Origin of the sequence: Streptomyces sp. R11, from assembly GCF_041051905.1 — a bacterium.
Classification (GTDB): domain Bacteria; phylum Actinomycetota; class Actinomycetes; order Streptomycetales; family Streptomycetaceae; genus Streptomyces.
In genome coordinates this window covers 5,985,924-6,010,619 of record NZ_CP163432.1, presented here as the reverse complement: position 1 = coordinate 6,010,619, position 24,696 = coordinate 5,985,924, and the positions used below count along the sequence as shown (strand labels likewise).

The 24,696-nt window shown below is 70.7% G+C and carries 24 protein-coding genes; 10 read left to right on the top strand and 14 right to left on the bottom strand.

What is annotated here, in order from left to right; translation table 11 throughout:
- Window positions 1-94: 94 nt before the first annotated feature.
- The 7 genes from AB5J55_RS27910 to AB5J55_RS27880 all read right to left on the bottom strand — a co-directional run bounded on the left by AB5J55_RS27910 (window position 95) and on the right by AB5J55_RS27880 (window position 8,572).
- Window positions 95-1,747, bottom strand: a complete 1,653-nt coding sequence (locus AB5J55_RS27910; RefSeq protein WP_369273267.1) for a dipeptide ABC transporter ATP-binding protein — start codon at window positions 1,745-1,747, stop codon at window positions 95-97.
- Window positions 1,744-2,787, bottom strand: a complete 1,044-nt coding sequence (locus AB5J55_RS27905) for an ABC transporter permease (protein ID WP_369273266.1) — start codon at window positions 2,785-2,787, stop codon at window positions 1,744-1,746. Before AB5J55_RS27905 ends, AB5J55_RS27910 begins: the two co-directional genes overlap by 4 nt.
- On the bottom strand, window positions 2,784-3,779 hold the full coding sequence (locus AB5J55_RS27900) for an ABC transporter permease (protein ID WP_369273265.1): 996 nt from the start codon (window positions 3,777-3,779) through the stop codon (window positions 2,784-2,786). Before AB5J55_RS27900 ends, AB5J55_RS27905 begins: the two co-directional genes overlap by 4 nt.
- A gap of 4 nt (window positions 3,780-3,783) precedes the next feature.
- Window positions 3,784-5,502 (bottom strand): ABC transporter substrate-binding protein, encoded by a 1,719-nt coding sequence (locus AB5J55_RS27895; protein ID WP_369273264.1) that lies wholly within the window; start codon window positions 5,500-5,502, stop codon window positions 3,784-3,786.
- Window positions 5,503-5,694: 192 nt separating this feature from the next.
- Window positions 5,695-5,787: an Ms4533A family Cys-rich leader peptide gene (locus tag AB5J55_RS27890; RefSeq protein WP_369273263.1), complete on the bottom strand. Its 93-nt coding sequence runs from the start codon at window positions 5,785-5,787 to the stop codon at window positions 5,695-5,697.
- A 56-nt stretch (window positions 5,788-5,843) separates the two neighbouring features.
- A complete protein-coding gene (locus AB5J55_RS27885) occupies window positions 5,844-7,484 on the bottom strand; it encodes a DUF3152 domain-containing protein (protein WP_369273262.1) in 1,641 nt (546 codons plus the stop codon).
- A gap of 8 nt (window positions 7,485-7,492) precedes the next feature.
- Window positions 7,493-8,572: an alpha/beta fold hydrolase gene (locus AB5J55_RS27880; protein WP_369273261.1), complete on the bottom strand. Its 1,080-nt coding sequence runs from the start codon at window positions 8,570-8,572 to the stop codon at window positions 7,493-7,495.
- 275 nt (window positions 8,573-8,847) lie between these two features.
- On the opposite strand from AB5J55_RS27880, the gene AB5J55_RS27875 reads away from it, so the two are divergent.
- The 4 genes from AB5J55_RS27875 (at window position 8,848) to AB5J55_RS27860 (ending at window position 10,817) form a co-directional block, all read left to right on the top strand.
- The gene (locus AB5J55_RS27875; protein ID WP_369273260.1) at window positions 8,848-9,072 is read left to right on the top strand and encodes a hypothetical protein; all 225 of its coding nucleotides are present in this window, start codon (window positions 8,848-8,850) and stop codon (window positions 9,070-9,072) included.
- 282 nt (window positions 9,073-9,354) lie between these two features.
- Window positions 9,355-9,996, top strand: a complete 642-nt coding sequence (locus tag AB5J55_RS27870) for a TetR/AcrR family transcriptional regulator (protein WP_328879464.1) — start codon at window positions 9,355-9,357, stop codon at window positions 9,994-9,996.
- Window positions 9,997-10,136: 140 nt separating this feature from the next.
- A complete protein-coding gene (locus AB5J55_RS27865) occupies window positions 10,137-10,364 on the top strand; it encodes a DUF3107 domain-containing protein (protein WP_062711803.1) in 228 nt (75 codons plus the stop codon).
- A gap of 183 nt (window positions 10,365-10,547) precedes the next feature.
- Window positions 10,548-10,817 carry a hypothetical protein gene (locus AB5J55_RS27860; RefSeq protein WP_328879465.1) on the top strand — a complete coding sequence of 90 codons (270 nt, stop codon included), beginning with the start codon at window positions 10,548-10,550 and terminating at the stop codon, window positions 10,815-10,817.
- A gap of 184 nt (window positions 10,818-11,001) precedes the next feature.
- Here AB5J55_RS27860 and AB5J55_RS27855 read toward each other — a convergent pair whose 3' ends face one another.
- A complete protein-coding gene (locus AB5J55_RS27855; RefSeq protein ID WP_369273259.1) occupies window positions 11,002-11,784 on the bottom strand; it encodes a ferritin-like fold-containing protein in 783 nt (260 codons plus the stop codon).
- A 300-nt stretch (window positions 11,785-12,084) separates the two neighbouring features.
- Here AB5J55_RS27855 and AB5J55_RS27850 point away from each other — a divergent pair, with 300 nt between their 5' ends.
- A complete protein-coding gene (locus AB5J55_RS27850; RefSeq protein WP_369273258.1) occupies window positions 12,085-14,781 on the top strand; it encodes a DEAD/DEAH box helicase in 2,697 nt (898 codons plus the stop codon).
- A gap of 102 nt (window positions 14,782-14,883) precedes the next feature.
- Window positions 14,884-15,777, top strand: a complete 894-nt coding sequence (locus AB5J55_RS27845; RefSeq protein ID WP_369273257.1) for an alpha/beta fold hydrolase — start codon at window positions 14,884-14,886, stop codon at window positions 15,775-15,777.
- 62 nt (window positions 15,778-15,839) lie between these two features.
- Here AB5J55_RS27845 and AB5J55_RS27840 read toward each other — a convergent pair whose 3' ends face one another.
- Window positions 15,840-16,733: an NYN domain-containing protein gene (locus AB5J55_RS27840; RefSeq protein ID WP_369273256.1), complete on the bottom strand. Its 894-nt coding sequence runs from the start codon at window positions 16,731-16,733 to the stop codon at window positions 15,840-15,842.
- A 217-nt stretch (window positions 16,734-16,950) separates the two neighbouring features.
- Between AB5J55_RS27840 and AB5J55_RS27835 the strand changes: the two genes are divergently transcribed.
- Window positions 16,951-17,103, top strand: a complete 153-nt coding sequence (locus tag AB5J55_RS27835; RefSeq protein ID WP_093747204.1) for a hypothetical protein — start codon at window positions 16,951-16,953, stop codon at window positions 17,101-17,103.
- A gap of 103 nt (window positions 17,104-17,206) precedes the next feature.
- Here AB5J55_RS27835 and AB5J55_RS27830 read toward each other — a convergent pair whose 3' ends face one another.
- From AB5J55_RS27830 to AB5J55_RS27820, 3 genes are all read right to left on the bottom strand, one after another.
- Entirely contained in the window at window positions 17,207-17,812 is a 606-nt protein-coding gene (locus AB5J55_RS27830) for a MarC family protein (RefSeq protein ID WP_369273255.1), read from the bottom strand.
- Window positions 17,813-17,890: 78 nt separating this feature from the next.
- Window positions 17,891-18,748: a PHP domain-containing protein gene (locus AB5J55_RS27825; protein ID WP_369273254.1), complete on the bottom strand. Its 858-nt coding sequence runs from the start codon at window positions 18,746-18,748 to the stop codon at window positions 17,891-17,893.
- Window positions 18,749-18,937: 189 nt separating this feature from the next.
- Entirely contained in the window at window positions 18,938-19,579 is a 642-nt protein-coding gene (locus AB5J55_RS27820; RefSeq protein WP_369273253.1) for a DUF6758 family protein, read from the bottom strand.
- A 158-nt stretch (window positions 19,580-19,737) separates the two neighbouring features.
- Here AB5J55_RS27820 and AB5J55_RS27815 point away from each other — a divergent pair, with 158 nt between their 5' ends.
- Complete coding sequence (locus tag AB5J55_RS27815; RefSeq protein WP_369273252.1) at window positions 19,738-20,964, top strand: MFS transporter; 1,227 nt, start codon at window positions 19,738-19,740, stop codon at window positions 20,962-20,964.
- 41 nt (window positions 20,965-21,005) lie between these two features.
- Here the strand turns inward: AB5J55_RS27815 and AB5J55_RS27810 are convergent, their stop codons facing one another.
- Window positions 21,006-21,590 (bottom strand): suppressor of fused domain protein, encoded by a 585-nt coding sequence (locus AB5J55_RS27810; RefSeq protein ID WP_369273251.1) that lies wholly within the window; start codon window positions 21,588-21,590, stop codon window positions 21,006-21,008.
- Between the two features lie 508 nt (window positions 21,591-22,098).
- Between AB5J55_RS27810 and AB5J55_RS27805 the strand changes: the two genes are divergently transcribed.
- Both AB5J55_RS27805 and AB5J55_RS27800 read left to right on the top strand, forming a co-directional pair.
- Window positions 22,099-23,214 (top strand): magnesium and cobalt transport protein CorA, encoded by a 1,116-nt coding sequence (locus AB5J55_RS27805; protein ID WP_369273250.1) that lies wholly within the window; start codon window positions 22,099-22,101, stop codon window positions 23,212-23,214.
- Between the two features lie 60 nt (window positions 23,215-23,274).
- Window positions 23,275-23,787: a hypothetical protein gene (locus AB5J55_RS27800; RefSeq protein ID WP_369273249.1), complete on the top strand. Its 513-nt coding sequence runs from the start codon at window positions 23,275-23,277 to the stop codon at window positions 23,785-23,787.
- Window positions 23,788-23,844: 57 nt separating this feature from the next.
- Here AB5J55_RS27800 and AB5J55_RS27795 read toward each other — a convergent pair whose 3' ends face one another.
- A complete protein-coding gene (locus AB5J55_RS27795; RefSeq protein ID WP_369273248.1) occupies window positions 23,845-24,588 on the bottom strand; it encodes a hypothetical protein in 744 nt (247 codons plus the stop codon).
- Between the last annotated feature and the right edge of the window lie 108 nt (window positions 24,589-24,696).

Sequence of the window (24,696 nt, the reverse complement as noted above, 5' to 3'; positions counted from 1 at the left end):
GGGTGAACGGTCGTAACTTTCCCGTGCGGGTCGCGTTCCGTCGCGCTAAGAGAGTAAACGCGCACGCATCGTCACACCTGAACGGCTCGGACGGTCAGACCGCGGCCAACTCCCGGCGCGCGGACCGCCGCTGGGCCGCGATCCGCGGGTCGAGCGCGGGTACGGCGGCAAGGAGCTGCTTGGTGTACGGGTCCTGCGGGTTGTCGTACACCTCGTCGGCGGGGCCCTCCTCGACGATCCGTCCGCCCCGCATCACCGCGACCCGGTCGCTTACCCGGCGTACGACGGCGAGGTCGTGCGCGACGAAGACGAGCGCGAGCCCCAGTTCGCGCTGCAACTCGCCCAGCAGGGCCACGACCTGGGCCTGCGTGGTGACGTCGAGCGCGGAGACGGGCTCGTCGCAGACGATGACGCGCGGGTCGGCGGCGAGCGCCCGCGCGATGCCCACGCGCTGGCGCTGACCGCCGCTGAACTCGTGGGGATAGCGGTCGTAGTGCGCCGCTTCGAGCCCCACGCGCTCCAGCAGTTCCCGTACACGCCCCCGGATGCGCCCGTCGTCGCCCTCGCCCCGCGCGCGGAGCGGGTCGGCGATCGACTCGCCCACGGTGCGGCGGGGGTTGAGGGAGGAGACAGGGTCCTGGAAGACCATCTGCACCGCGGGGTTCACGCCCACGCGCGCGTGGCCGCCGTAACGCACCTCGCCCGCCGTCGGCTCCAGGAGGCCGACCAGCATCCGCCCGAGGGTCGTCTTGCCGCTGCCGCTCTCCCCCACGACGCCGAGGGTCTCGCCGCGGCGGATCGTCAGCGTCACATCGTCCACGGCGGTGAACGCCCGCTTTCCGCGGCCGAATTCACGCCGCAGGCCTGTCGCCTCCATGACGACGTCCGCCGGGACAACGTCCGCCGGGACAACGTCCGTCGGGGCGTTCGTCGCTCCCTCCGGCTCCTTGACGCCCTCATGGATGGCGCGCGGCGCGTCCACGCGCGGGACCGCGTGCAGCAGTTCGCGCGTGTACGGCTGCTCGGGGGTTCCCAGGACGTCGGCGACCGGGCCGCGTTCCACCGACCGCCCGTGGCGCATCACCAGCACCTCGTCGACGCTCTCGGCGGCGACGCCGACGTCGTGGGTGACCAGGAGGAGGCCCATGCCGGTCTCCTCGCGGAGTGTGTGCAGCAGGTCGAGGATCTGGGCCTGGACCGTCACGTCGAGCGCGGTCGTCGGCTCATCGGCGATCAGCAGGTCGGGCTCGCAGGCCAACGCCATGGCGATGAGGGCGCGCTGACGCATGCCGCCGCTGAACTCGTGCGGGCGGGAACGGGATCGCCGTAGTGCGTCCGGAATTCCAACCCGGTCCAGCACCTCGACCGCACGCGCGCGTGCCGCTCGTAGCGAGGCACGCGTGTGTGTGCGGTACACCTCGGCGATCTGGTCGCCGATCGCGTAGTACGGGTCGAGCGAGGACAGCGGGTCCTGGAAGACCATGGCCGCCTTCCCGCCGCGCAGTCGCCGCACTTCGTCGTCCGACGCCTGCCGTACGTCGACGCCGGCGACCTCGACCGACCCGCCGACCCGTGCGCCCGTGCCGCGGTGCAGCCCCAGCAACGCCGAGGCGACCGTGGACTTCCCCGAGCCGGATTCACCGACGAGAGCGAGCGCGGCGCCCTGCTCCAGCCGGAAGGAGAGGCCGTCGACGGCCCGCAGGGACCCGAACTCGACCGTCAGGTCGGTGACGTCCACGAGGCTCATGCCAGCACCACCCGTCGGTCGGCCACCGCGTACAGCACGTCCGCGACGGCGTTGGCGACGACCACGAAGAAGCCGATGACCAGGACCATGCCGACGACGACCGGGAGGTCGACGACGTTGACCGCGTGGACCAGTTCCTGTCCGATGCCGGGCAGGCCGAAGAGCGTCTCGGTGAGCACCGCGCCGCCGACCGCGCCGCCGAAATTGTTGGCGTTGAGCGCGATGACCGGCGCGAGGGCCCCGCGCAGCGCGTGCCGTCCGATGACCGACCGCTCGCCGACGCCGTACGCCCGGAAGGTGCGGATGTGGTCCTCGGCCAGTGTCTCCAGCATGGACGCGCGCGTGAGACGGGCGAACGCCGCCGCCTCGATGAGGGCCAGGGAGAGCCACGGCAGCAGCAGGTTCCACGCCCACTGTTCGGGATCGTCGGTGAAGGCGACGTACTGCGGGAACGGCAGCAGTTGGAGCTGTCCGCAGACGACGATCATCAGGACCAGGCCGATGACGAAGACCGGCGTGGCCACGCCGGCCAGCGTGACGCCGGTCAGCAGCCGCTCGGTGAGACGGCCGCGTCGCCATGCGGACAGGACGCCCGTGCCGACGCCGAGGATCAGCCACAGCACCATCGCGCCGAGCACAAGCGAAAGACTGACCGGCAGCTTCGCCAGGATCAGCTCGGTGACCTGCTGGTCGCTCTGGTACGACAGCCCGAGGCAGGGCGCCGAGCAGTGCTGGACGGACGCGCCCGTCGAGTAGTCCTGGCCGGCGACGAGGCCCTGAAGGAAATGCCAGTAGCGCGTATACAGCGGGTCGTTCAGGTGCAGTTGCTCGGCGACCTGCTGGACCTGGACGGGCGAGCAGCGCGGGCCGCAGGTGATCTGGGCGACGTTGCCGGGGGTGACGTAGAAGACGACGTAGACGATCACCGAGATGGCGAACAGGGTGACGACGACACCGACGGTCCGGCGCAGAACGAAGCCGGTGAGACCGCTGAGGCCGGTGAGACCGTTGAGCTTGGTGAGACCGGTGAAGCCGCTCATGCCTTGGCCTCCCTCTTGCGGCCCGTGCCCACGCGCAGCCGGGACGCCGCGCGCGGGTCGAGCGCCGTGCGCACGCCGTCACCGAGGACGGTCAGGGCGAGGACGGTCACGAAGAGCGCGCCGGCGGGCAGCAGCAGGTACTGCGGGGCGGCCTGGTACCAGACGTCGGCAGCGGTGAGCATCTGTCCCCAGGACGGCGTCGGCGGCTTCACACCGACGCCCAGGAAGGACAGGGCCGCCTCCACGGAGATGTTGGCCGGGACCAGCAGGGCCGCGTACGTGATGACCGGTGCGGCGATGCCGGGCAGCAGTTCCCGGCGTGCGATCCGCCAGGTGCCCCAACCGCTGAGCCGGGCGGCGGCGACGTAGTCGAGCCCCTTCAGGGTGAGCGTCTGGGCGCGCACGATCTTCGCGATGTTGCCCCAGGCGATCAGGCCGATGACGAGGGCGACCAGGACCGGCCGAGGGAAGCTCGACGGCACGATCGCGAGCAGCGCCAAGGCCATGATCATCAGCGGCATGGCCACGATGACGTCGGTGAAGCGGCTCAGCAGCTGATCGACCCAACGGCTGCCGAGCGCGGCCGCGACGCCCACCACGACGCCGATGGCGACCTGGACGACGGTCGCGGCCAGCGCGACTCCGAGGGAGACCCGAGCGCCGTGGACGAGCCGCGCGAAAAGGTCCCGCCCGGTCTGCGGTTCGACGCCGAGCCAGTGGTCGGCGCTCACTCCCCCGAAGGACCCGATGGGCACGCCCCCGCGCGCGGAGTCCACGAGGGACGGGTGGTAGGTGGTCGGGTCCTGGCCCTCGATCGCGGTGAGCAGTGGCGCGGCGAGCGCGACCAGGACGAGGAGCGCGACGACGGCCGCCGCGACGAGGGCAGCGCGCTGCGTCCGCAGCCGCCGCCAGAACTGACGGGCTGCCGAGGCCCCCGGAGCGGGCGCTCCGGGGGCCTCGGCAGCCTCGGTTACGAGAACTGCCTCACTCACGGCGCTACTTCACCGCGACCTGGGAGATGTCCAGCACGCCGGTCCAGTCGCTGATCACGACGTTCTTGACGTCCTCGCCGTACAGCCGCTTGTAGACAGGGTGGAACAACGGCACGGTCAGCGCCTGTTCGCCGATCTTCTTGTCCAGCGCGCCCCACCGCGCGGCGGCGGCGTCGAGGTCGGTCAGCTTGTTGATCGCGTCGATCTCGGTATTGACCGACTTGTCATTGAGCAGGCCCGTGTTGAAGTTCGCGCCGTCCTTGACGATCTGCCGGCCGTCGAAGATCGGGGCGAGGAAGGGACCGCCGGACGGCCAGTCGGCACCCCAGTGCGCGAGGAAGAAGCCGGGCTCGGTCTTCACGTTGTGGATCTTGTCGGAGTAGTCGTTCTCCTCCAGACCCTGCAGCTTGACCGTGATGCCGGCCTTCTTGAGCGCGTCCTGGATCGCGGTCGCGATCTCGGGGCTGGTCTCGAAGTCCTTGGCGTTGGAGTGGGTCAGGGTGACGGTCAGCCCGTTCGCGTAACCGGCCTCCTTCAGCAGCTCCTTGGCCTTGGCCGAGTCGCCGGCCGCACCCGCCGGGAAGTGGTCGTACGCCGTGTAGCCGAAGGACTTCTGGTTCGGCAGGAAGGTGGTCGCAGGCTCGGCGAGCGCGGACCCGCCCGCCGCGTTCACCACGGACGACCGGTCGATGGCGTACGAGACGGCCTGGCGCACCTTGACGTTGTCGAACGGCTTGATCTTCGGATTGAACGCGATGTAGTTGGTGTAGCCGAAGTGCCCGGTACCGACGCGCGCGGCCAGTTCCTTGTCCCCGGTCACCTTGGCCAGCTCGGCCGGGCCGAGGTTGGTGTCCGTGGTGACCGCGGCCGCGTCCGCACCCTGGGACGCGGACAGCCGCTGGTTGATCACCGAGGAGTCGAGCCCGGACCGTACGTCGATCTTGTCGGGGTAGGCCTTGCGCTCCTCGTCCGTCGAGGCGGACCAGTGGGTGTTGCGCTCCAGGGTGAGCCGCTCACCGTCGTTCTCGTTCTTCACGACCTTGTACGGGCCGGACGAGACCGGGTGCTCCTCGTACTTCGTGCCGGTGTCCTTGTCCTTGGGCACCGGCGTGAACTGCGTCTGCGTCGCCAGGTAGGGGAACTCGCCCTCGGGCTTGTTCAGACGGAAGACGATGGTCCGCTCGTCCGGCGTCTCGATCGCCGGGAGGCCCTTCTTGTCCTTGTACGGCCCCTGGTAGTCGGCCGCGCCGACCAGCCAGTCCCTCAAGTACGGCGCGCCGCCGGACAGTTCGGGGGCGAAGGAGCGCTCGATGCCGTACTTGATGTCGGCCGAGGTGATCGAGGTGCCGTCCTCGTACTTGAGGCCCTCCTTGAGGGTGTACGTCCACACGGTCGCGTCCTTGTTCGGGCGCCCGGTGTCGGTGGCGAGGTCGGGGACGACCTCGGCGCCGGCCTCGCCGTTCTCGCGGTTGCGGGTGGTGAGCGTTCGGAAGACGAGGGAAGGGACGTTTCCGCCGCCCGAGGTGTACAGGCGGGCCGGGTCGAAGTCCTGCTGCGGATTGGAGTTCAGGACCGTGAGCGTGCCGCCCTTGCGGGGCGTGGAGTCGCCGCCGGCACTCTTGGCATCGTTGTCCTCAGGCCCGCAGGCGGCGGCGCCCGCTGCCACGACCAGGCTGACGGATGCCGCGGCCACGCGGCGCGCTATGACGGACGATTGACGCATCGGAGACGACCTCTCGGAATGATGAGTCTCGGATATCGAGACGAAATGACGCGGAGTGAGACAGGAGTGCACAGACGTCTGCCCCGGCGTCGGGTCGTCGGCAGCCCATGAACCCGCCACGGGTCCGAAACCCGTCAGCGACTCACAGGAGTGAAGGAAGAAGATCGCGACGCGAACGCCAGGGGGCGGGCGTCAGCGACAGTCGATGTCGGCCACGCACAGGGCGGTCACACCGATCAGCGCCAGCTCGATGGCGGCGCGAGTGGAGGCGTGACGGGTCGACATGTGCAGAAATATGTATGAACTCGCTGCACATGTCAATGTGACGTCTGAGTCACCCGTCAACTGCCGGGATACATCCAGGGGTTGGCCCGGCAGCGGATCCCGTCGTGGTCGAGGAACTTGGTCTGCTGCTGCATGACCGGGGCGAGCTCGCCGTCCTTGTCGCAGGTCACATGGGAGTAGCCGAGCCGGTGACCCACCTCGTGGTTGATCAGCATCTGCCGGTACTCGTGGATGCGGTCACCGTACGTCTCCGACCCCTGCGCCCATCTGTACGCATTGATCATGACGCGCTCGGTGGCGGCGGAGTCGCACGACACATTGTCGACGGTGGTGTCGAGACCGGACTTGGCACACCAGTCGGCCGTCGTACCCGGGCTGGCCAGCGTGATCACGAAGTCCGGCTTGCCGGAGTAGATGCGCTCGAAGGTGCGGGCGCCGTTGTGCGCCCAGCTCCGGTCGTCGTTGAGCGTCTTCTGCACGGCCTCGGCGAACAGCTCGCCGTCGAGGCCGAGCCCTTGCTCCACGTCCACGCGATAGGTGTACTTCTGCCCCTTGCCGGGCGCCTTGGCAATCCCCGGTACCGCGTCGAACCTGCCCGCCCCCTTGAGCTTGGCGCCGAGCGCGTACGTCTCGCCCATCTTCTGCTCGTACGTCAGCGGCGCCGGCACACTCGGCGAACTGTCCGGCGTCGGCCGCCCGTCACCGCGCGAGGCCGAGTCCCGGGCGTCCCGCCCCTGGTCGGTGGCGGACTGCGACTGCACGTCGCCTTCCTCCTGCCCCTTCGCCACCTGGCCGGCGACGACGACGGCCAGCACGGTGACGACCGCGGCAGCGGCGATGCCGGAGAAGGTGCGGCCCTTGGAGCCCTTTGCCGCCACGGGCTCGCCGGTCGGCGGGGCGTCGTCGTCATCGACGTCGGTGCCGACTCGTGTTCCGGTGCCGTCCGCGCCACCGGCGCCGGTCCTGGTGTCCCAGTCGGTGACGGAGGCGTACGGGTCGGAGGCGTGCGCGGTCTCGGTCGTACGGGGCGCGAAGACGTCGACGTCTGCGTCGCCTTCGAAGGCCTCGAGGTAGTCCTGCCGGGGCCCTTCGGACGGCGCCGCCCGCCGGGGCCGCGGGACCTGAACGCCGGTCGCGGGCGGGGCACCGGCCGCCGCGGGCGGGCCATGCGCAACGCCGGTGCGACCCCTCAACTCGCCCCAGCCACCGCCGGATTCACGCTGCTCGGGGTGGTCGGCACGGGCCTGGGGGGTGCCGTGGGCGGGCGTGCCGTCGGCGAACCGGGGCACGCCGTGAGCGGGGGTGCCGTCGGGGAACCTCGGAAAGCCATGTGCGGGCGTACCGTCGGGCAGCCTCGGGACCCCCTGCGCGGGTGTGCCGTCAGGGAAGCCGCGTCCTGCGTACGCCGGAGCTCCACCCGGGGGCATCCCCTGCCTGGTGGGCGGCGGCCCCGGCACGCGGCGACCGCCGCCAGGTCCGCCGGACTGAGGCCAACCGCCCGGGCCCGCGCCCGGGGCCGGGGCCGGACCAGGCGGTCGGGCACCCGGAGCCCTACCGGGCCCCGCGCCCGGAACGGGGGTCCCCCGCTGGCCCGTGCCCGGCTCCGGCTGTGCTCCCCGGGAGTCCTGTCGTGCGGTTGTGTCAGCGCTGTCGCGCTTGGGCTTGGCGGCGGGCCCGCGCCTGCTGTGGCGTCCCACGTCGCGCCTCAGCTCCCGGCGTTCTCGGTCACGGTGCCGTCGCCGCTCGCAGCGGCCCCGGCCCCACCCGCACGCCGTCTCGCGGCCCCGGGCTCGCCCGCCGTTCGGCGCAGGGCGTCACCCGCGTCCTGCGACTCCCCCGTCTCCGCGAGGAGTTCACCGAACGCCCGGGCGACCACCTCCGGGTACTCCATCATCGCCACGTGCCCGGCATCCGGCAGGCTCAGCAGGCGGGAGTCGCGGAAGGCGCGCAAGGCCCTGCTGCGCATGCGGTAGCCCACGAGCTGGTCCCGGCCGCCGTAGATGAGCAGCGTCGGAGCCAGTACACGCTCGGCCTGGCGCCACAGCGCGTGCTGGCCGCCCAGCGTGTAGGCGTTGACCAGCCCGCGCGCGGAACGCGTCATCGCGTCCCAGAAGTAGGGCAGTTGCAGCCGTCGTTCCATCTCCTGGACGGCGTTGCTGAATCCTTCCGGCGTCACCCGGTCGGGGTCGCCGTAACAGAGGTGCATCACGCCGCGGACCCGCTGCTCCGCCGACCACTGCTTGGTGACCCGGGTGAACAGCGAGGTCACTCCGGGCACCGAGAGCAGCGCGGTGGGCACGGCGCTGCGCTGGACGCGGAGCTCGGGCAGGGCGGGCGACACGAGGGTGAGCGTACGGACGAGGTCCGGACGTACGGCGGCGACGCGCGTGGTGACCGCGCCGCCGAGCGAGTTGCCGAAGAGGTGTACCGGGCCGCGGTCGGAGGCGTCGAGATAGCGGATCACCGCGCGTGCGTGCGCGGTGATCGAGTAGTTGCCGTCGTCCGGCGGTGGCGAATCGCCGAAGCCCGGCAGGTCGACGGCCTCGCAGTCGACCTCGCCCTCCAGCAGTTCCATCAGCGCCGACCAGTTCTGCGAGGAACCTCCGAGCCCATGGACGTACAGCGCGGGCGGCAGTCCCTCGCGCGCGGGCGGCCTCGACCGCACCGTCAGCGTGATCCCGGGCAGCCCGACCGATCGCAGCCGCTCCCCCTCGGCGACCCTGACGGTCGCCACCTTGGGGAGCACATTTGCGGCCGGCGCTGACGGGAGCTCGGTCGAAGACATGCGGCAATGTTACGAGACGATCACGCACTGGTTCATGTGTTCGCCGTCACAAGTCGACACGTACATGGCAGCTTCCCGGCCGGGAAACCCGCCAGACGCATCGTGCTCACGGAAGCCATTCGGAGCACGCCCGAATTGCCCGCAGATCCCCCGCCGATCGCATAGCGTCCGGATCCGGTGTCTCCTAGGCTCGTACGCAGGGCACCCGGAAGTGGACCCCTGCTTCACCCAGGGACGTTGTGCCCCACGGGGACGTTCTAGGAAGGGAGCCCGCCATGGCCGTCGATCCCACCGACCCCGAGACCTTCGTGGACGACGACACCGAGCAGGACGAGGAGTACGACGTCGAGGCTCCCGCCGCCGACGCGGCCGAGCAGCACACCGACGTCCGCCGCGACCGTGACGACCGGCTGACCGACGCGGACCAGGACCGGGCCAGCGAGGCCGATCTCATCGAACAGGCACGCGTCGTCTCCATCGACGAGGACGACTATCGGTGAGGCCGACCAGCGGCGACGACGGCTGCCGGTGACACGGACCGGCTCAGGGCGCCCCTCTGCACGAACGAAGGTGAACGAAGGTACAGGTGGGCACGGAAGAGAACGCTGTGAACAGCAAAGAGACCATTTGCTGCCCGTTCCGGCCCGGTTTCAAACCTTCTGTGCGACTTTCGTCACCGTCCGGTCCGTGAAATTCTGCGCTCGCACCGCGCACACCAGGGTTACCGAAAAGTACGATGGCGGCGCGGCGCACACCGCATGTGGACGACATTGGGAGGCGGCGTGACAGCCATCGAGCAGACAGAGGCGGCACGCCCGCGGGGCACTCGCCTGCCGCGCCGTGCCCGACGGAACCAGCTGCTGGGCGCCGCCCAGGAGGTGTTCGTCGCGCAGGGCTACCACGCTGCAGCGATGGACGACATCGCCGAGCGCGCCGGCGTCAGCAAGCCGGTGCTCTACCAGCACTTCCCGGGCAAACTCGACCTGTACCTCGCGCTGCTGGACCAGCACTGTGAGTCCCTGATCCAGTCCGTACGGCACGCGCTCGCGTCGACGACCGACAACAAGCAGCGTGTACGGGCGACGATGGACGCGTACTTCGCGTACGTCGAGGACGACGGCGGCGCGTTCCGCCTGGTCTTCGAGTCGGACCTGACCAACGAGCCGGCCGTGCGCGAGCGCGTCGACAAGGTCACGAACGAGTGCGCCGAGGCGATCTGCGAGGTCATCGCCGAGGACACCGGCCTCTCGCGCGCGGAGTCGATGCTGCTCGCCTCCGGCCTCGGCGGTCTCGCCCAGGTCGTGGCCCGCTCCTGGCTGCACAGCGACCGCAGCGTGCCGCGCGACCAGGCGGTGCAGCTGCTGACGTCCCTCGCCTGGCGCGGCATCGCCGGCTTCCCGCTGCACGGCACCGAGCACCACTGAGCGTGTCGGGCATTTGTTCCCGCCCCCTGTTCGCTCCTGGCGTTCTTGGGCGGAGCGTGCAGGTCCCCTCACCGGGCTAATGTGTGCTGGGTACGGCGCGGAAGGACGCGCACTTCACTGACCGTCGGAGGGACATAGCCGTGGAGGTCAAGATCGGCGTGCAGCACGCGCCCCGCGAGATCGTTCTGGAGAGCGGTCAGAGTGCCGAGGAGGTCGAGCGGGCGGTGTCCGAGGCGCTGGCCGGAAAGTCACAGCTGCTGACCCTCGTGGACGAGCACGGCCGCAAGGTCCTGGTCCCGGCAGATCGCCTCGCGTACGTGGAGCTCGGCGAGCCGGCCCCGCGCAAGGTGGGCTTCGGCGCGCTGTAAGCGAAGGCGCCGACAGAACAGGCGTGACGGGAGGGGCCCGGCGACCACGGTCGCCGGGCCCCTCCCGTCTCTCCACGTTCGGAGCACAGTTCGATCACACAGGAGGATTGCATTCCGCAGGTCAGGGGTATGACGGGCTACGACCGGGTTCGAGCAGGTCGGCCATGTGGGAGGGACCCCAGCATGCTCTTGGAAGCGCTCAGCGCCGCGATCCTAGGCCTGGCCCTGGCGTGGGCTGCCACCCGCCGCCTGCCGCACCGTCTGCCGACGAGTTCCCTGGTCCTGCCGACGGGCGTCGCCGGCGCCCTCTTCGGCGCGTTCATCACGCACACCGCGCTGGACTTCGGCAATCTCTTCGTGATCCTCATCGGCGCGGCAGTCGTCTCCGCCGCCTCTCTCTCCCTGCTGGTACGCCCCGCGGGAAGACTGAGCCGGCACTCGGCGACCGCGTAGATTCCGAGGACGACCGGCCGCCGACTTCCTGACGCCCTCCGAAGGCCGACGGACGCTTGCAGGCGCCGGCCGGAAGAGTTCGCCCGTTCGGCGCATGAAGGCAAGGCCCGTCGAGGGCCGAAGCGGTCGAGGGCCGAAGCGGGTGTCTGGGGGCCGCAGGCCCCCAACACGCGGGGCGCGGCGCCTACGCCGCCAACCCCAGCGCAGCCATCCGCTTGGTGTGCGCCTCGGTGATCCGCGAGAACATCTTCCCGACCTCGGCAAGATCGAACCCGTCCGCGACCCCACCCACGAGCATCGTGGACAGCGCGTCCCGGTCGGCGACGACCCGCTGGGACTGCGACAGCGCCTCCCCCATCAGACGCCGGGCCCACAACGCGAGCCGTCCGCCCACACGCGGATCCGCGTCGATGGCGGCGCGCACCTTCTCCACGGCGAACGACGCGTGCCCGGTGTCGTCGAGCACGGCCAGCACGAGCCCCCGCGAGTCCGAGTCGAGCCGCGCGGCGACCTCCCGGTAGAAGTCACTGGCGATCGAGTCACCGACGTACGCCTTGACCAGCCCCTCCAGCCAGTCCGAGGGCGCCGTCTGCTTGTGGAAGCCGTCCAGCGCGGCGACGAAGGGCTCCATCGCCTGCGTGGGCTCGGCGCCGATCTCGGTGAGCCGGTCCCGCAGCTTCTCGTAGTGGTGGAACTCGGCCGACGCCATCTTGGCCAGCTCCGCCTTGTCCGCCAGCGTCGGCGCCAGCTTGGCGTCCTCCGCGAGCCGCTCGAACGCCGCCAGCTCCCCGTAGGCAAGCGCGCCGAGCAGGTCCACGACGGCGGCCCGGTACTGCGGATCGGCGGAGGCCTGCGCCCAGTCCTGGGCGGCGACCCCGGTGTGTGCGACGGTGCCGCCGGTCTCGACGGCGGAGGCAGCGGTGTCGGAGGCGTCGGGCGTGTTGTCAGGCGTCGTCATGAAGCGCACAATAGCCCGCTCTCCACGCCACGGAAGTCCCTGGTCAATCACTGTGACGCCGACTACGTGACCAATTCGGCCATCGCATGTGCGCGTTTCCAGGGTATGGTGGTAATGCGCCCGCTGAGTACTCTGATGTATTCGACGGGCCGCACGTTATGAGGATGCCCGGTCGGTGGCCCGATCGGCTCCGACCCGACAGCCCTCCCCGCTCGTACGGCACAGATGCGTACGACGACCGGAGGGACACCCTCAGCGGTACGAGCGCTAGAGCGTCGGCAGTGGTCCCGTGTCCTACGGCCAAGCCGTATGGCAGCCGACGTCCCGGCACGGTCCGTCAAGACCCCCGCGCTCGCCTCGCACCGCGTACACAGAAGAGGCAGCACCCTGACTACGACTTTCCGAGAGCTCGGAATCCTTCCCGAGACCGCCGAGGCCCTTGAGGCCGTCGGCATCATCAACCCCTTCCCCATCCAGGAGATGACCCTCCCCGTCGCCCTCTCCGGCACGGACGTCATCGGCCAGGCCAAGACCGGCACCGGCAAGACGCTGGGCTTCGGTCTCCCGCTCCTCGAGCGCGTCACCGTCCCCGCCGACGTGGAGGCCGGGCGCGCCAAGCCCGAGGCCCTCACCGACGCCCCGCAGGCGCTCGTCGTCGTCCCCACCCGCGAGCTGTGCACGCAGGTCACCAACGACCTGCTCACCGCGGGCAAGGTGCGTAACGTCCGCGTCCTCGCGATCTACGGCGGCCGGGCCTACGAGCCCCAGGTCGAGGCCCTGAAGAAGGGCGTCGACGTGATCGTCGGCACCCCGGGCCGACTGCTGGACCTCGCGGGCCAGAAGAAACTCAACCTCAAGCACATCAAGGCGCTCGTCCTCGACGAGGCCGACGAGATGCTCGACCTGGGCTTCCTGCCCGACGTCGAGAAGATCATCAACATGCTGCCGGCCCGCCGCCAGACCATGCTGTTCTCGGCGACCATGCCGGGCGCGGTCATCGGCCTCGCGCGCCGCTACATGTCGCAGCCCACCCACATCCGCGCCACCGCGCCGGACGACGAGGGCGCGACGGTCGCGAACACCGCGCAGTTCGTCTACCGCGCGCACAACATGGACAAGCCCGAGATGGTCGCGCGCATACTGCAGGCCGACGGCCGGGGACTGGCCATGGTCTTCTGCCGTACGAAGCGCACGGCGGCCGATCTCGCCGACCAGCTCCAGCAGCGCGGCTTCGCCGCCGGCGCGGTCCACGGCGACCTCGGCCAGGGCGCCCGCGAGCAGGCACTGCGCGCCTTCCGCAACGGCAAGGTGGATGTCCTCGTCTGCACCGACGTCGCCGCGCGCGGTATCGATGTCGAGGGCGTGACCCACGTCATCAACTACCAGTCGCCGGAAGAGGAGAAGACGTACCTGCACCGCATCGGCCGTACGGGCCGCGCGGGTGCGAAGGGCATCGCGATCACCCTCGTCGACTGGGACGACATCCCGCGCTGGCAGCTGATCAACAAGGCGCTGGAGCTGAACTTCAACGACCCGCCGGAGACGTACTCCACGTCCCCGCACCTCTTCGAGGAACTGAGCATCCCCGCAGGCACCAAGGGTGTTTTGCCGCGCTCGGAGCGTACGCGCGCCGGGCTCGGGGCGGAGGAGCTGGAGGACCTCGGCGAGACCGGCGGGCGCGGTGCGCGCGGTCGCGGTGGCCGAGGCGGCCGGGACGAGTCCCGCTCGTCCTCGTCCTCGTCGGAGCGCGAGCGCCCGGCGCGGACGCCGCGTCGTCGCCGTCGCACGCGCGGCGGAGCAACGCTGGACGAGACGTCGGCGCCCGCCGTCGGTTCCGGTGCTCCGGAGGAGACCGCCGGGGCCACCACGGCGGAGTCCGTCACCGAGCCTCGCACCCCGCGCCGCCGTCGCCGCACCCGCAGTGGGGCGACGCCGGAGCAGGCCGTGGCGGCCACGTCCTCGGCCTCCGAGCCCGCGGACGCCGCAGAGGCGGCCGTCACGACGGCTCAGGGCCCGTCCCTGGACTCCGCCGAGGAGACGCCGGCGAAGCCGCGCCGCCGTCGGACCCGCAAGTCGGCGGAGCCGAAGGCGACTTCGGCTCAGGCCGCGGTGACGCCGGAGCCGGAGACCACGCAGATCGCGGAGGCCGTGCAGGCGTCCGAGCCCGCTGCCGCTCCTGCCGCCGACCAGGTCGCGGTGGCCGACGAGGCCCCCGCCACCAAGCCGCGCCGCCGCACCCGTAAGGCAACGGCGGAGACCGCCGTGGACACGGCCGAGGCTGCGCCGGAGACCCCGGAGGCAGCGGAGACCCAGCCGCGCCGCCGGACCCGTAAGGCAACGGCTGCGGCCGAAGCCGTCGTCGACACGGCCGAGGCCGTCGAGGACAAGCCGAAGGCGCGCCGCACCCGCAAGACCGCGGCGTCGGCCGCCGAGATCCCGGCCCAGACCGCCCAGGAGCCGGAGGCCGCCGAGGCCAAGCCGCGCCGCACCCGCAAGACAGCCGCCGCCGCTGCGGAGGCCGCCGTCGACACGGCGGAGGCCGTCGAGGCCAAGCCCAAGGCGCGTCGCACCCGCAAGGCCACCGCCACCGCCGAGGCCGCCGTGGACACGGCCGAGGGCACGGAGGCGAAGCCGCGTCGTACGCGCAAGGCTGCCGCGGCCGTCACCGAGCCGGAAGCCGCCGAGGCCAAGCCCCGCCGGACCCGCAAGGCGACTGCCGCTGCGGAGGCTGCCGTCGACACGGCCGAGGCCGCCGAGGCCAAGCCCAAGGCGCGCCGCACCCGCAAGACCGCGGCGTCGGCCGCCCCGGCCGCCGAGATCCCGGCCCAGGCCACGCAGGAGCCGAAGGCCACTGCTGAGCCGAAGGCCACCGAGGCGCCCGCGCCGCGTCGCCGTACCCGCAAGGCCACGGCCACCGTGGAGGCCGCCGACGGCGCGGCCGAGGCCAAGCCCAAGGTGCGCCGTGCCCGCAAGGCCACGGCCGCCGCGGAGCCCGCGGAGAGCTGATCTCCCGTACGAGGGCCCGGTCCCGCCTCGCGCGGGGCCGGGCCGTCGGCTTTCCCGGACCGACCCGTGGGGGTCCTACGGCCCACCCGCTACCCTCCCCCCGTGACCACCCAACCCGCCTTCACGCCGCCCCCGAACGCCCGCGCCTACCCCCTCCACACCTCCCGCGGCACCTTCGCCGCCGTCGACTCCCCCGCCGCTCCCGGCGTCGAGGTCCGAGGTGTCGCCCTGCTGCTTCCCGGGTTCACGGGCAGCAAGGAGGACTTCACGCTGATGCACGAGCCGCTCGCGGCGCGCGGCTACCGGACGATCGCCGTCGACGGGCGGGGCCAGCACGAGTCGGACGGTCCGGAGCGCGACGAAGCGCCGTACGCGCGAGGCGAGTTGGCCCGGGACGTCCTCGCCCAGGTGGCGGCCCTCGGCACTCTCGACGCCCCTCTCCACCTCTTCGGCCACTCCCTCGGCGGTCAGATCGCCCGCGCGGCCGTCCTGCTCGACCACACCCCGTTCAGCTCGCTCACCCTCATGGCGTCGGGCCCCGCCCAGATCTCCGACTCCCAGCAGCAGCGCGTGAAGCTGCTGCGGGACGCGCTCGCGGTGATGACCATGGCCGAGACCTGGGAGGCGATCCTCGCGATGGGGCCGCCCGAGGAGGTCGGTGGGCCGGCGCGCGGCATCGGCGGACCGGACCTGCTGCGGCGCCGCTGGCTCGGCACGAAGCCCGCTCAACTCCTCGCCACTGGACGCCAGTTGACCACGGAGCCGGACCGCGTGGACGAACTCGCGGCCCTCCCGCTTCCGTTCCATGTCCTGTCGGGCGCGAGCGACGACACCTGGCCGGTCCCGCTCCTCGACGACATGGCCGCACGGCTGAACGCCCGCCGCACCGTCATCCCCGGCGCCGAGCACTCCCCCAACGCCGACCAGCCCCTGCGCACCTCCGAGGCCGTCGCCGACTTCTGGGACACCGTCGACGGGGCCGGCCCTCGGGTCTAGTACGGCGCCTGGTCCGGCATGCGCCCGGCCTGGTACCGCGCCTGGCCTGGTACCGCCCTGGTCTAGTACTGCGCCTGAAGGTGCTCCCAGAACCCGTCCCGCAGCGCCCGCCGCAGATCCGCCTGGCCGCGCAGGGAGTACTGCAACAGCCCTTCGGCCTCCACCAGCAGGTCCTGGTCGACGGACCCGGGCAGATACGGATGCCCGGGCAGCAGTTCCACGAGCGACTCCCGCCCCCGCGCCGCGAGCCACTTCGCCGCGATCTGGGCGCCGACGAACCGGACGTCCTCCCGCGTCGGCCGGGCTCCCGCCGCCTCGTATGCGGCGGCCGTGCGCCGGGAGACGTAGGGCTTGAAGAAATCGAGGTCGAGAGTGCGCTGGCTGTCGACCTCCCAGAGCAGGGGCTCGGCCTGGTTACGGCCTTCCGGCGCCTCGATGCCCCACAGGTGCACCCGCGCCCCGTACCCCTGCGCGGCCTCGACCGCCGACACCAGGTCCTCGTCACCGCCGAGCAGGGCCGCGTCGCTGATGGCGCGGTGCCTGGCCAGGGACTCCAGGTCGGTCCTGATCAGTGAGTCGACGCCCTTTTGCTGGTTGTTGGCGTTGAGGTTCCCCAGCCGCACCTTCACGTCGGGGAGCTCGGCGATCGACTGCTGTTCCGCGGTATGGATGCGGCGCCGGGCGCCGTCGTACCAGTAGACCCGCAGCAGCCTGCTGTCCGCGAAGATCGTGCGTGCCCGGTCGATGAGCGCCTCGATCAGCCCCTCGGCGTCCACATCGAAGGCCCTGCGGTCCTCCGTCCCGGCGACCAGCCGTCCCGCGGCCGCGTAGAGATAGCCCGCGTCGACGAAGATCGCATGGGTCGAGGGCGTCTTCGCCACCTCGGCGAGCATGCGTTGCAGCAGCTCGTTGGTGCGGTCGATGCGGGCGCCGAGCGCCGCGAGGTCGTCGTTCATCGCCACCATTGTCCCGGCGGTCACGCTGCGAACACAACCGGTCCCGGTCAGTCCCGCCTTGATCTCTGGACGACCGTTTACCGGTCAGTAGTTAGACGTTCGAAAAATTTCTTTAGCGTAGGGAATGTTTGTAACACGAAGCACGTTGCATACGTGTGTAACCAAGTAGTTCTCCTCAGTTCTCCTCAGGAGGATGACCAGACGAAGGGAGAAGCCCTTGCGCTTCGAAATCATGCGCCTCGACGAGTTCGACGGTACGCCCGTGGACAGCACCGTCGTGGACGCCGCCTCCGTCAACCGGATCGTTCAGCAGGCTGCCGCCACCGGACAGCGGCTGTGGATCCGACCGGCCGAGACCACGGCCTCATAACAGACGCGGATCACCGCAGCAGCTTCGAAGCCCCCGTACGGCACTGACGCCGTACGGGGGCTTCGCGCATCCGGCAGCGCTTCGAGCAGCGCTTCCGAGGGGCTCAGGCGCCCTGGATCACCTGGGTGACGCCGTTGATGATCTGCTGCACCGCGATCGCCGACAGCATCATGCCCGCGAGCCGCGTCACCAGGACCACGCCGCCGTCCTTGATGACCCTGATGATCAGCAGCGAGTACCGCATCACGAGCCACAGCACGACATGGATGGCGAGGATCGCCGTCCACACCGACGCCTGCATGGCGACGCTGTCGGCCTTCTGCACGGCGAGGATGACCGACACGATCGCACCCGGTCCGGCGAGCAGCGGCATACCCAGCGGGACGAGGGCGACGTTCACGTCCTTGGTCTGCTTGGGCTCGTCCGTCTTGCCGGTGAGCAGGTCGAGCGCGATCAGCAGGAGCAGCAGCCCGCCCGCGATCATCAGCGCGGGGACGGAGACGTGCAGATAGTTGAGGATCTGATGGCCGAGGAGCCCGAAGACCGTGATCACACCGCCCGCCACACAGACGGCCTGGAAGGCCATCCGCCTCTGCACCTTGGCCGGCCGGCCGGAGGTGAGCGCGAGGAAGATCGGGGTGATCCCGGGGGGATCCATGATGACGAAGAGGGTCAGGAAGAGGGAGCCGAAGACGGCGAGGTCGAACATGGGTGCCTTGCAGAGAAACGGAGCGAACGGGACGCGGGAGTGAGGGTGTGACGGGGTGAAGCGGTGACGGGGTGAGCCTCAGACCCCGCCGGTCCCCGGCACGGGAAACGCCCCGGTGGCCCGCCGCGTGATCTCGCCGTACACCTCGGGGTCCGTCGTGTACTCGCCGAGCACGCACGTCTTGCGGCTGCCGTGGTAGTCGCTGGACCCGGTCGTCAGCAGCCCGAGCTCCTTGGCGAGCCCGCGCAGCCGCGCCCGCGTGTCGGAGTCGTGGTCCATGTGGTCGACCTCGATGCCGTCGAGCCCGGCCGCGGCCAGGTCCGCGATCGCGGACTCCGGCACCGTACGGCCCCGCTTGCTCGCGGCGGGGTGCGCGAAGACGGCGACGCCGCCCGCGGCCTTGATCAGTCGGATCGCCTCGAACGGGTCGGTCTCGTGCTTCTCCACGAAGGCCCGGCCGCCGTCGGCCAGCCAGTCCTCGGTGAAGGCGTCGCCCACGGTCGGTACGACTCCGAGCTCGACCAGCGCGGAGGCGACGTGCGGCCGCCCGACCGAACCCTCACCGGCGATCCGCAGCACCTGCTCCCAGGTGACGGGCACGCCCAGCTCATTGAGCTTGGCGACCATGCCCTGGGCCCGGGGCACCCGGTCGTCGCGCACCAGCTCCCGCTCGGCGAGCAGCGCCGGCTCCTCGGGGTCGAAGAGGTAGGCCAGCATGTGCATGCTGATGCCGTCGATACGGCAGGACAGCTCGGCGCCGGTGACGAGGGTGAGCCCCTCCGCCAGCGCGGCGATGGCCTCGGCGTATCCGCGGGTGCTGTCGTGATCGGTGAGCGCCACGACGTCCAGCCCGGCCGCGGCGGCGTTGCGCACCAGCTCGGCGGGGGTGTCCGTGCCGTCGGAAGCGGTGGAGTGGGTGTGCAGATCGATACGCACGACGCGAACTCCAGTCACTGATGGCACGGAAGGGGACGCTCAAGGATAACCGCACTTTCAACGACCCCTGTCACACCCGCACAGTGCAAGCACCCCCTACACGCACGCCCCTCAGGGGCACGGGGAACCGCGCGACGAGCCATGAGCCACCCGGGGCCCCGCTCAACACCACCCGCCCCCCGGTGGACGCTACGGCTCAAGCAAGCGCGGCGACAACGCCCCGCAGGGCACCAGCTCCACCTCGGCCCCCGCATCCCGCAGATCCGTCAGCACCAGCTCGTCGTACATGAGCAACCCCGACTGCTCCGGCCACACGACCGCCCACAGCCACATCCCGAGCGCCTCACCGGCGAAGACGGCGCGGTCGTCGGGGGTGCCGGAGACATGCCACAGCGGGGTCGGGCGGCCGGCGGCGAGGACCTTGGCCTGGGGTGGCTTCTCGACGTTCATGTACTGCCCCGGGTCCGGACCGTCGATGCCCGCATAGCGCGCGCCGAGGCCGACGCCGAGTTCCTCGGCGACCAGGATCAGCTCACCCATGCCGCCCAGCGGACCGGGTCCGGAGCAGGCCACGGCGGTCGCACGGCCGCCACTGCGGTCGTCGCCCGCGCTGATGACGCCGGTGAACAGCCAGCCGATCGGCAGCGGCCACGGCATCCACACCGGCACGTGCGTGCGATGCACGACCACACCGAGGGCCTCGACGCTGGGCGGGATCACGGGCTGCACCGGGTGCACGGTGCCGTGCACATCGCACTGCCAGGTGTCGGCGAAGAGTCCGGGAGCCCTGACCCGGCCACCACACTTCGGGCAACTGGGTTCGCCCCTCATAGGCCCCCACGGTCCTACCCCTTCCGCGTCACGTCAAGGACGATCACCCGTCCGGACGGAACCCGCGTCGACCAAATATAGATGTAGCTTGCATTAATTAGACTAGCTAACATACTCTGTGTATCGGCCACCTGCCTCAGTCCGGATTGGAGAACGCAATGGACCCCTTCGACGCGGGAGCGGGCAGCATCCTGCGGCAGCCGAGGGCCGTGTGGGCGACTGCCGGCGCCTCCGTCGTGGCCTTCATGGGCATCGGGCTCGTCGACCCGATCCTGCCGTCCATCGCCGGCGGCCTGCACGCCACCGCCGGCCAGGTCTCCCTGCTGTTCACCTCGTACTTCCTCATCACCGCCGTGGCGATGCTGGTCACCGGATTCGTCTCCAGCCGCATCGGCGGCCGCAAGACCCTGCTGCTCGGCCTCGCGTTCGTGATCGTCTTCGCCGGGCTCGCGGGCACGTCCGGATCGGTCGGCGAGCTGGTCGGGTTCCGGGCGGGCTGGGGGCTCGGCAACGCGCTCTTCGTCTCGACCGCCCTCGCCGTCATCGTCGGCGCGGCAGCCGGCGGCAGCGCGGCGGCGATCCTGCTGTACGAGTCCGCTCTCGGCCTCGGCATGGCATGCGGGCCGCTGCTGGGGGCGCTGCTCGGGGACGCCAGCTGGCGCTACCCGTTCTTCGGTACGGCCGCCCTGATGGCGGTCGGCTTCCTGTGCATCGCGGCGTTCCTGAAGGAGCAGCCGAAGCCGGCCCGCAAGACCTCGCTGCTGGACCCGATCAGGGCCCTCGGCCACGGCGGCCTCGCGTCCGCGGCGGTCTCGGCGTTCTTCTACAACTACACGTTCTTCACCGTGCTGGCCTTCACCCCGTTCGTGCTGAACATGAGCCCGTACCGGTCGGGCGCGGTGTTCTTCACCTGGGGTCTGCTGCTCGCCGTGTTCTCGGTGATCGTGGCGCCGCGCCTGCAGAAGCGGTTCGGCTCGCTGAAGGTGCTCGGCGGCTCACTGGTACTGCTGGCCGTGGACGTGCTCGTCCTCGGCTACGGCGACCACACCACCGCCGTCGTCTGCACGATCCTGTCCGGCGCGTTCATCGGCGTGAACAACACCGTCTACACGGAGCTGGCGCTCGGCGTCTCCGACGCGCCCCGCCCCGTGGCGAGCGCGGGCTACAACTTCGTGCGGTGGTTCGCGGCGGCTGCCGCGCCCTACTTCGCGCCCAGGATCGAGGAGTGGACCGGCAGCCTCCGCGTCCCGTTCGTGGTGGCGGCCGCCACGGCCGTACTGGGCTCGCTCGTGGTCGTCGTGCGGCGGCAGTCACTGGCGCACGAAGCCGAGGAGCCGGCGCCGGCGCACGCCACCGAGGACAGCGTGACCATGTTCGCCAACTGACGCTTTTCGGCCACCGGTTGGTGAGGTTGCTCACCCGGCGGTCAGTCCAGCGGGACTGACGTTCGGGCGGGATCCCGGAGGTCCGTCCCGTTCGTCAGCCAGCGCTCCTGGAGGGCCTGGGCGCCGTGCACCCGCTTCCACGCGGCCTCGTTCGGGGTCATGGGGAGCAGCGGCAGGAAGTGCACCGGGTCGGCCGGCTCGTCGAGTTCCAGGTCCTCGACCAGGCCACCCGGCTCGGCTACCAGGACCGAGGTGAACGGGGCTCCGGGCCACAGCGGTTCACCGACGTCCAGCGAGGCGCCCGGAGCCACGATCACGCCTTCCACCTGCGGGGACGCGGCGAGCACGGCGAGCGGGCGGAGCACCTTGTCGGTGTCGGCGAGCCCGGAGCGGACCGAGAGCACCAGCTCGGCGCGGGGGCCCTTGACCGGGTCGGCGACCATCGCGGTGGGGTCGTTCATGGGATGCGCGGACATGCCGAGTGTGGCGTAGCGCACGAGGTCTCCCTCCTGGAAGCGGAGCACCTCCATGCGGTCCGTACCGAGGAAGGTGACCGCCGCGCGTGCGTCCGGTTCGCCCAGCGCGGAGCGCAACCGGGCCTCGACCAGAGGGAGAACATCAGCCATGCGCCGAGCATAGAACTCGTCAGTACCGGGCAAAGGAGCGCCTTGACACTTCAGTCGGCTGATACTCTTGCCCGGTGTTCGGGACGGCATGCAGAAGCTTCGCGATCGAGTCCTGACACCGAATAGAGACTCCCCTACGGGGAACCCCGAACGGGGTATGGATCGTCCCTCACGAGGGACCGGCCGGAGGAGGTGGGGCTGTCATGGATCGAAGTCGACCGTGCAGTACCACTCGCTCTTCCCGCCGCTGATGTAGCTGATTCGGCTGTTCCGCCTCCGGCTGACCGCCGCCTTTCACGCTCGCGTCCTCACGCGGAAGAGCACTTCGTTTCGCTTTGCCTGATCTGTCCGATCTGAATCAGCAACGAAGCCCATCACCGCGACGGTGCGGTGCTCCCCGCTTTGTGGACGTGCCAAACATCCTGAAGTCAGGACGTCCCCATTCCGGGCAGTTCCAACCGTGCCGCGGTCCTCCACGCTTCGTTGCCCGTTGCGAAGGAGCTTGCTCATGTCGATGATCCGCGACCTGCGTGCCGTGGTCCGCCCGTCCCGCGTCTCGCTGCGCAAGGACGCTGGCACGTACGACACCACCCGCGACCCCGCGACGCCCTCAGCCGTCGTCGACTGCGCCGTCTACCGCAACGGCGCCCGCGTCGAGACCCCGCAGCCGCTGACCCCGCACGAGGCGATGCGCCGGGTGCGGCGGGACGGAGGGTTCGTGTGGATCGGGCTGCACGAGCCGACCGAGGCCGAATTCGCGGGTATCGCCAGTGAGTTCGGGCTGCACCCGCTGGCCGTCGAGGACGCGGTGCAGGCGCACCAGCGCCCCAAGCTGGAGCGCTACGACGACTCCCTGTTCACCGTCTTCAAGACCATCCACTACGTCGAGCACGACGAACTCACCGCCAACAGCGAGGTCGTCGAGACCGGCGAGGTCATGTGCTTCACCGGCCGGGACTTCTTCATCACCGTCCGGCACGGCGGGCAGGGCTCGCTGCGGGCGCTGCGGCACCGGCTGCAGGACGACCCCGAACTGCTCGCCAAGGGCCCGTCGGCCGTGCTGCACGCGATCGCCGACCACGTCGTCGACGGGTACATCGCCGTCGCCGACGCGGTGCAGGACGACATCGACGAGGTGGAGACCGAGGTCTTCTCGCCCGGACGCAAGGGCACGCCGCGCGGCACGGACGCGGGGCGGATCTACCAACTCAAGCGCGAGGTCCTTGAGTTCAAGCGCGCCGTGGCGCCGCTGCTGCGGCCCATGCAGTTGCTGAGCGAGCGGCCGATGCGGCTGATCGACCCGGACATCCAGAAGTACTTCCGGGACGTCGCCGACCATGTCGCGCGCGTGCACGAGCAGGTCATCGGCTTCGACGAGCTCCTCAACTCGATCCTCCAGGCCAACCTCGCGCAGGCGTCCGTGGCGCAGAACGAGGACATGCGGAAGATCACCTCGTGGGCCGCGATCATCGCCGTACCGACGATGGTGTGCGGGGTCTACGGCATGAACTTCGACTACATGCCGGAGACGCACTGGAAGTACGGCTACCCGGTGATCATGAGCATCACCGTGGCCATCTGCCTGGGCATCCACCGCACGCTGAAGCGGAACGGCTGGCTCTGAGCCGGAGCGGCCCATCCGGCGGCTCCGGCCGGGCCGCAGGCGCCTGGATAGGCTTGGGCCATGACAAGCGAGCTGCTCGACCAGGCCCTCGTCGAGGAGGCCACGAAGAAGTCCGGCCTCATCTGGGTCAGGGGACCCGGCGTCCCGGCCCGGGCGCTGTGGCACGCGTGGCACGCGGGTGCGGCTTGTGTGGTCGGCGACGGGCCGGGCGAGCAGCCGCTGCCGGGGCTGGCCGACGGCGCCGAGGCCGAGGTGACGGTCCGCAGCAAGGACAAGGGCGGCCGGCTGGTCTCCTGGTCGGCGAAGGTCGTGGAACTGGCGCCGGGCTCCGAGCAGTGGGAGGCGACGGTCGCCGAGCTGAAGGGCAAGCGCCTCAACGCGCCCGACGGTGAGGCCATGCCGTCCCGCTGGGCCCGCGAGTGCCGGGTGCTGCGCCTGGTGCCGACGGGAGGCACCGCCCCGCTGCCCGACGGCTCACTGGCCGAAGCCCCCTTGCCTTCCCCGGCGACGACACGTCAGCCGATCCCCGCGGGGCTGCCTCGGCTGCTGCTGAAGAAGAAGCGGCACCGCTAGGCGGCTGCTACCCCGCCGGGCGGGTCTACCGGGCAGGGCGGTTACCGAGCAGCGCCGTCAGGACGTCGGCAGCTGCTTGCCGTAGTCCACCGTCTCGTCCTTGGCCGGCTTCTCCAGCGCGAAGTCATTGCCCCAGGCCGAGAAGGTCAACGTGCCCCCGCCGCCCGCACGGGTGAGGCGGAGCGGGTACGGGGTGCCCTCCAGGGAGACGTCGAGGGTGCCGCCGGCGCCCTTGTCGCCGGTGATGCGGATGACGCGGGTGCCCTCCTGCTCGTGGTGCCCGGCGGTGGCGAGAGCGCCGTGGAGCGTCAACAGGCCGTCGAGCAGGACACCCTTGTCCGTGAAGCCGCTGAACTTCTTGTACGACGGATCACCCTCCGGCACCCTGACGTACTTGCCGTTCAGCTTGTCCGCCGCCGCATCGGTCTTGGCGCCGTCCGCATCGCTCCAGAACCCGGCGTCGGCCTTCAGATACAGCTGCTCACCGATCCGCAGCAGCTGGAAGGTGGCCCCCTGGGCGGTCACCGACCCCGTCCCGCCGTCGGACTTCAACTGCATGTCGAGCTTGTAGGTGCGCCCGCTGGTGACCACGCTCCCGGCGAGGCGGACCGCTTCGGCGGAGTCGGCAGCCTTGCGGGTCTTGCGCTGGATCTCGGCGGCCGTCAGCTTGCCGACCCCGTTGGTGCCCTCGTCCGGGTCCTCACTACTGCATCCCGTCAGTCCGGCTCCCGACACGACCAGCGCGCACACGGCGCTCAGCATCGCGGCCCGGCGAATACGACCCTGGGGAATCGCAGGCACAGGTGGGGCTGCCTTTCTGTTGTGGGACCCGAGCGGCGTACCGCAGCGTACCGGGGTGTCAGGGCCCAGGCGGAGCCAGTCCGTCCGGACTGCTCACCAGGGCGTATC

Bases quoted from the DNA above. Each gene is read 5' to 3' on its own strand.
- AB5J55_RS27910 (WP_369273267.1), bottom strand. From the start codon at position 1,747: ATGAGCCTCGTGGACGTCACCGACCTGACGGTCGAGTTCGGGTCCCTG.
- AB5J55_RS27905 (WP_369273266.1), bottom strand. From the start codon at position 2,787: ATGAGCGGCTTCACCGGTCTCACCAAGCTCAACGGTCTCACCGGCCTC.
- AB5J55_RS27895 (WP_369273264.1), bottom strand. From the start codon at position 5,502: ATGCGTCAATCGTCCGTCATAGCGCGCCGCGTGGCCGCGGCATCCGTC.
- AB5J55_RS27890 (WP_369273263.1), bottom strand. From the start codon at position 5,787: ATGTCGACCCGTCACGCCTCCACTCGCGCCGCCATCGAGCTGGCGCTG.
- AB5J55_RS27880 (WP_369273261.1), bottom strand. From the start codon at position 8,572: ATGTCTTCGACCGAGCTCCCGTCAGCGCCGGCCGCAAATGTGCTCCCC.
- AB5J55_RS27875 (WP_369273260.1), top strand. From the start codon at position 8,848: ATGGCCGTCGATCCCACCGACCCCGAGACCTTCGTGGACGACGACACC.
- AB5J55_RS27860 (WP_328879465.1), top strand. From the start codon at position 10,548: ATGCTCTTGGAAGCGCTCAGCGCCGCGATCCTAGGCCTGGCCCTGGCG.
- AB5J55_RS27850 (WP_369273258.1), top strand. From the start codon at position 12,085: ATGGCAGCCGACGTCCCGGCACGGTCCGTCAAGACCCCCGCGCTCGCC.
- AB5J55_RS27840 (WP_369273256.1), bottom strand. From the start codon at position 16,733: ATGAACGACGACCTCGCGGCGCTCGGCGCCCGCATCGACCGCACCAAC.
- AB5J55_RS27830 (WP_369273255.1), bottom strand. From the start codon at position 17,812: ATGTTCGACCTCGCCGTCTTCGGCTCCCTCTTCCTGACCCTCTTCGTC.
- AB5J55_RS27820 (WP_369273253.1), bottom strand. From the start codon at position 19,579: ATGAGGGGCGAACCCAGTTGCCCGAAGTGTGGTGGCCGGGTCAGGGCT.
- AB5J55_RS27815 (WP_369273252.1), top strand. From the start codon at position 19,738: ATGGACCCCTTCGACGCGGGAGCGGGCAGCATCCTGCGGCAGCCGAGG.
- AB5J55_RS27810 (WP_369273251.1), bottom strand. From the start codon at position 21,590: ATGGCTGATGTTCTCCCTCTGGTCGAGGCCCGGTTGCGCTCCGCGCTG.
- AB5J55_RS27805 (WP_369273250.1), top strand. From the start codon at position 22,099: ATGTCGATGATCCGCGACCTGCGTGCCGTGGTCCGCCCGTCCCGCGTC.
- AB5J55_RS27800 (WP_369273249.1), top strand. From the start codon at position 23,275: ATGACAAGCGAGCTGCTCGACCAGGCCCTCGTCGAGGAGGCCACGAAG.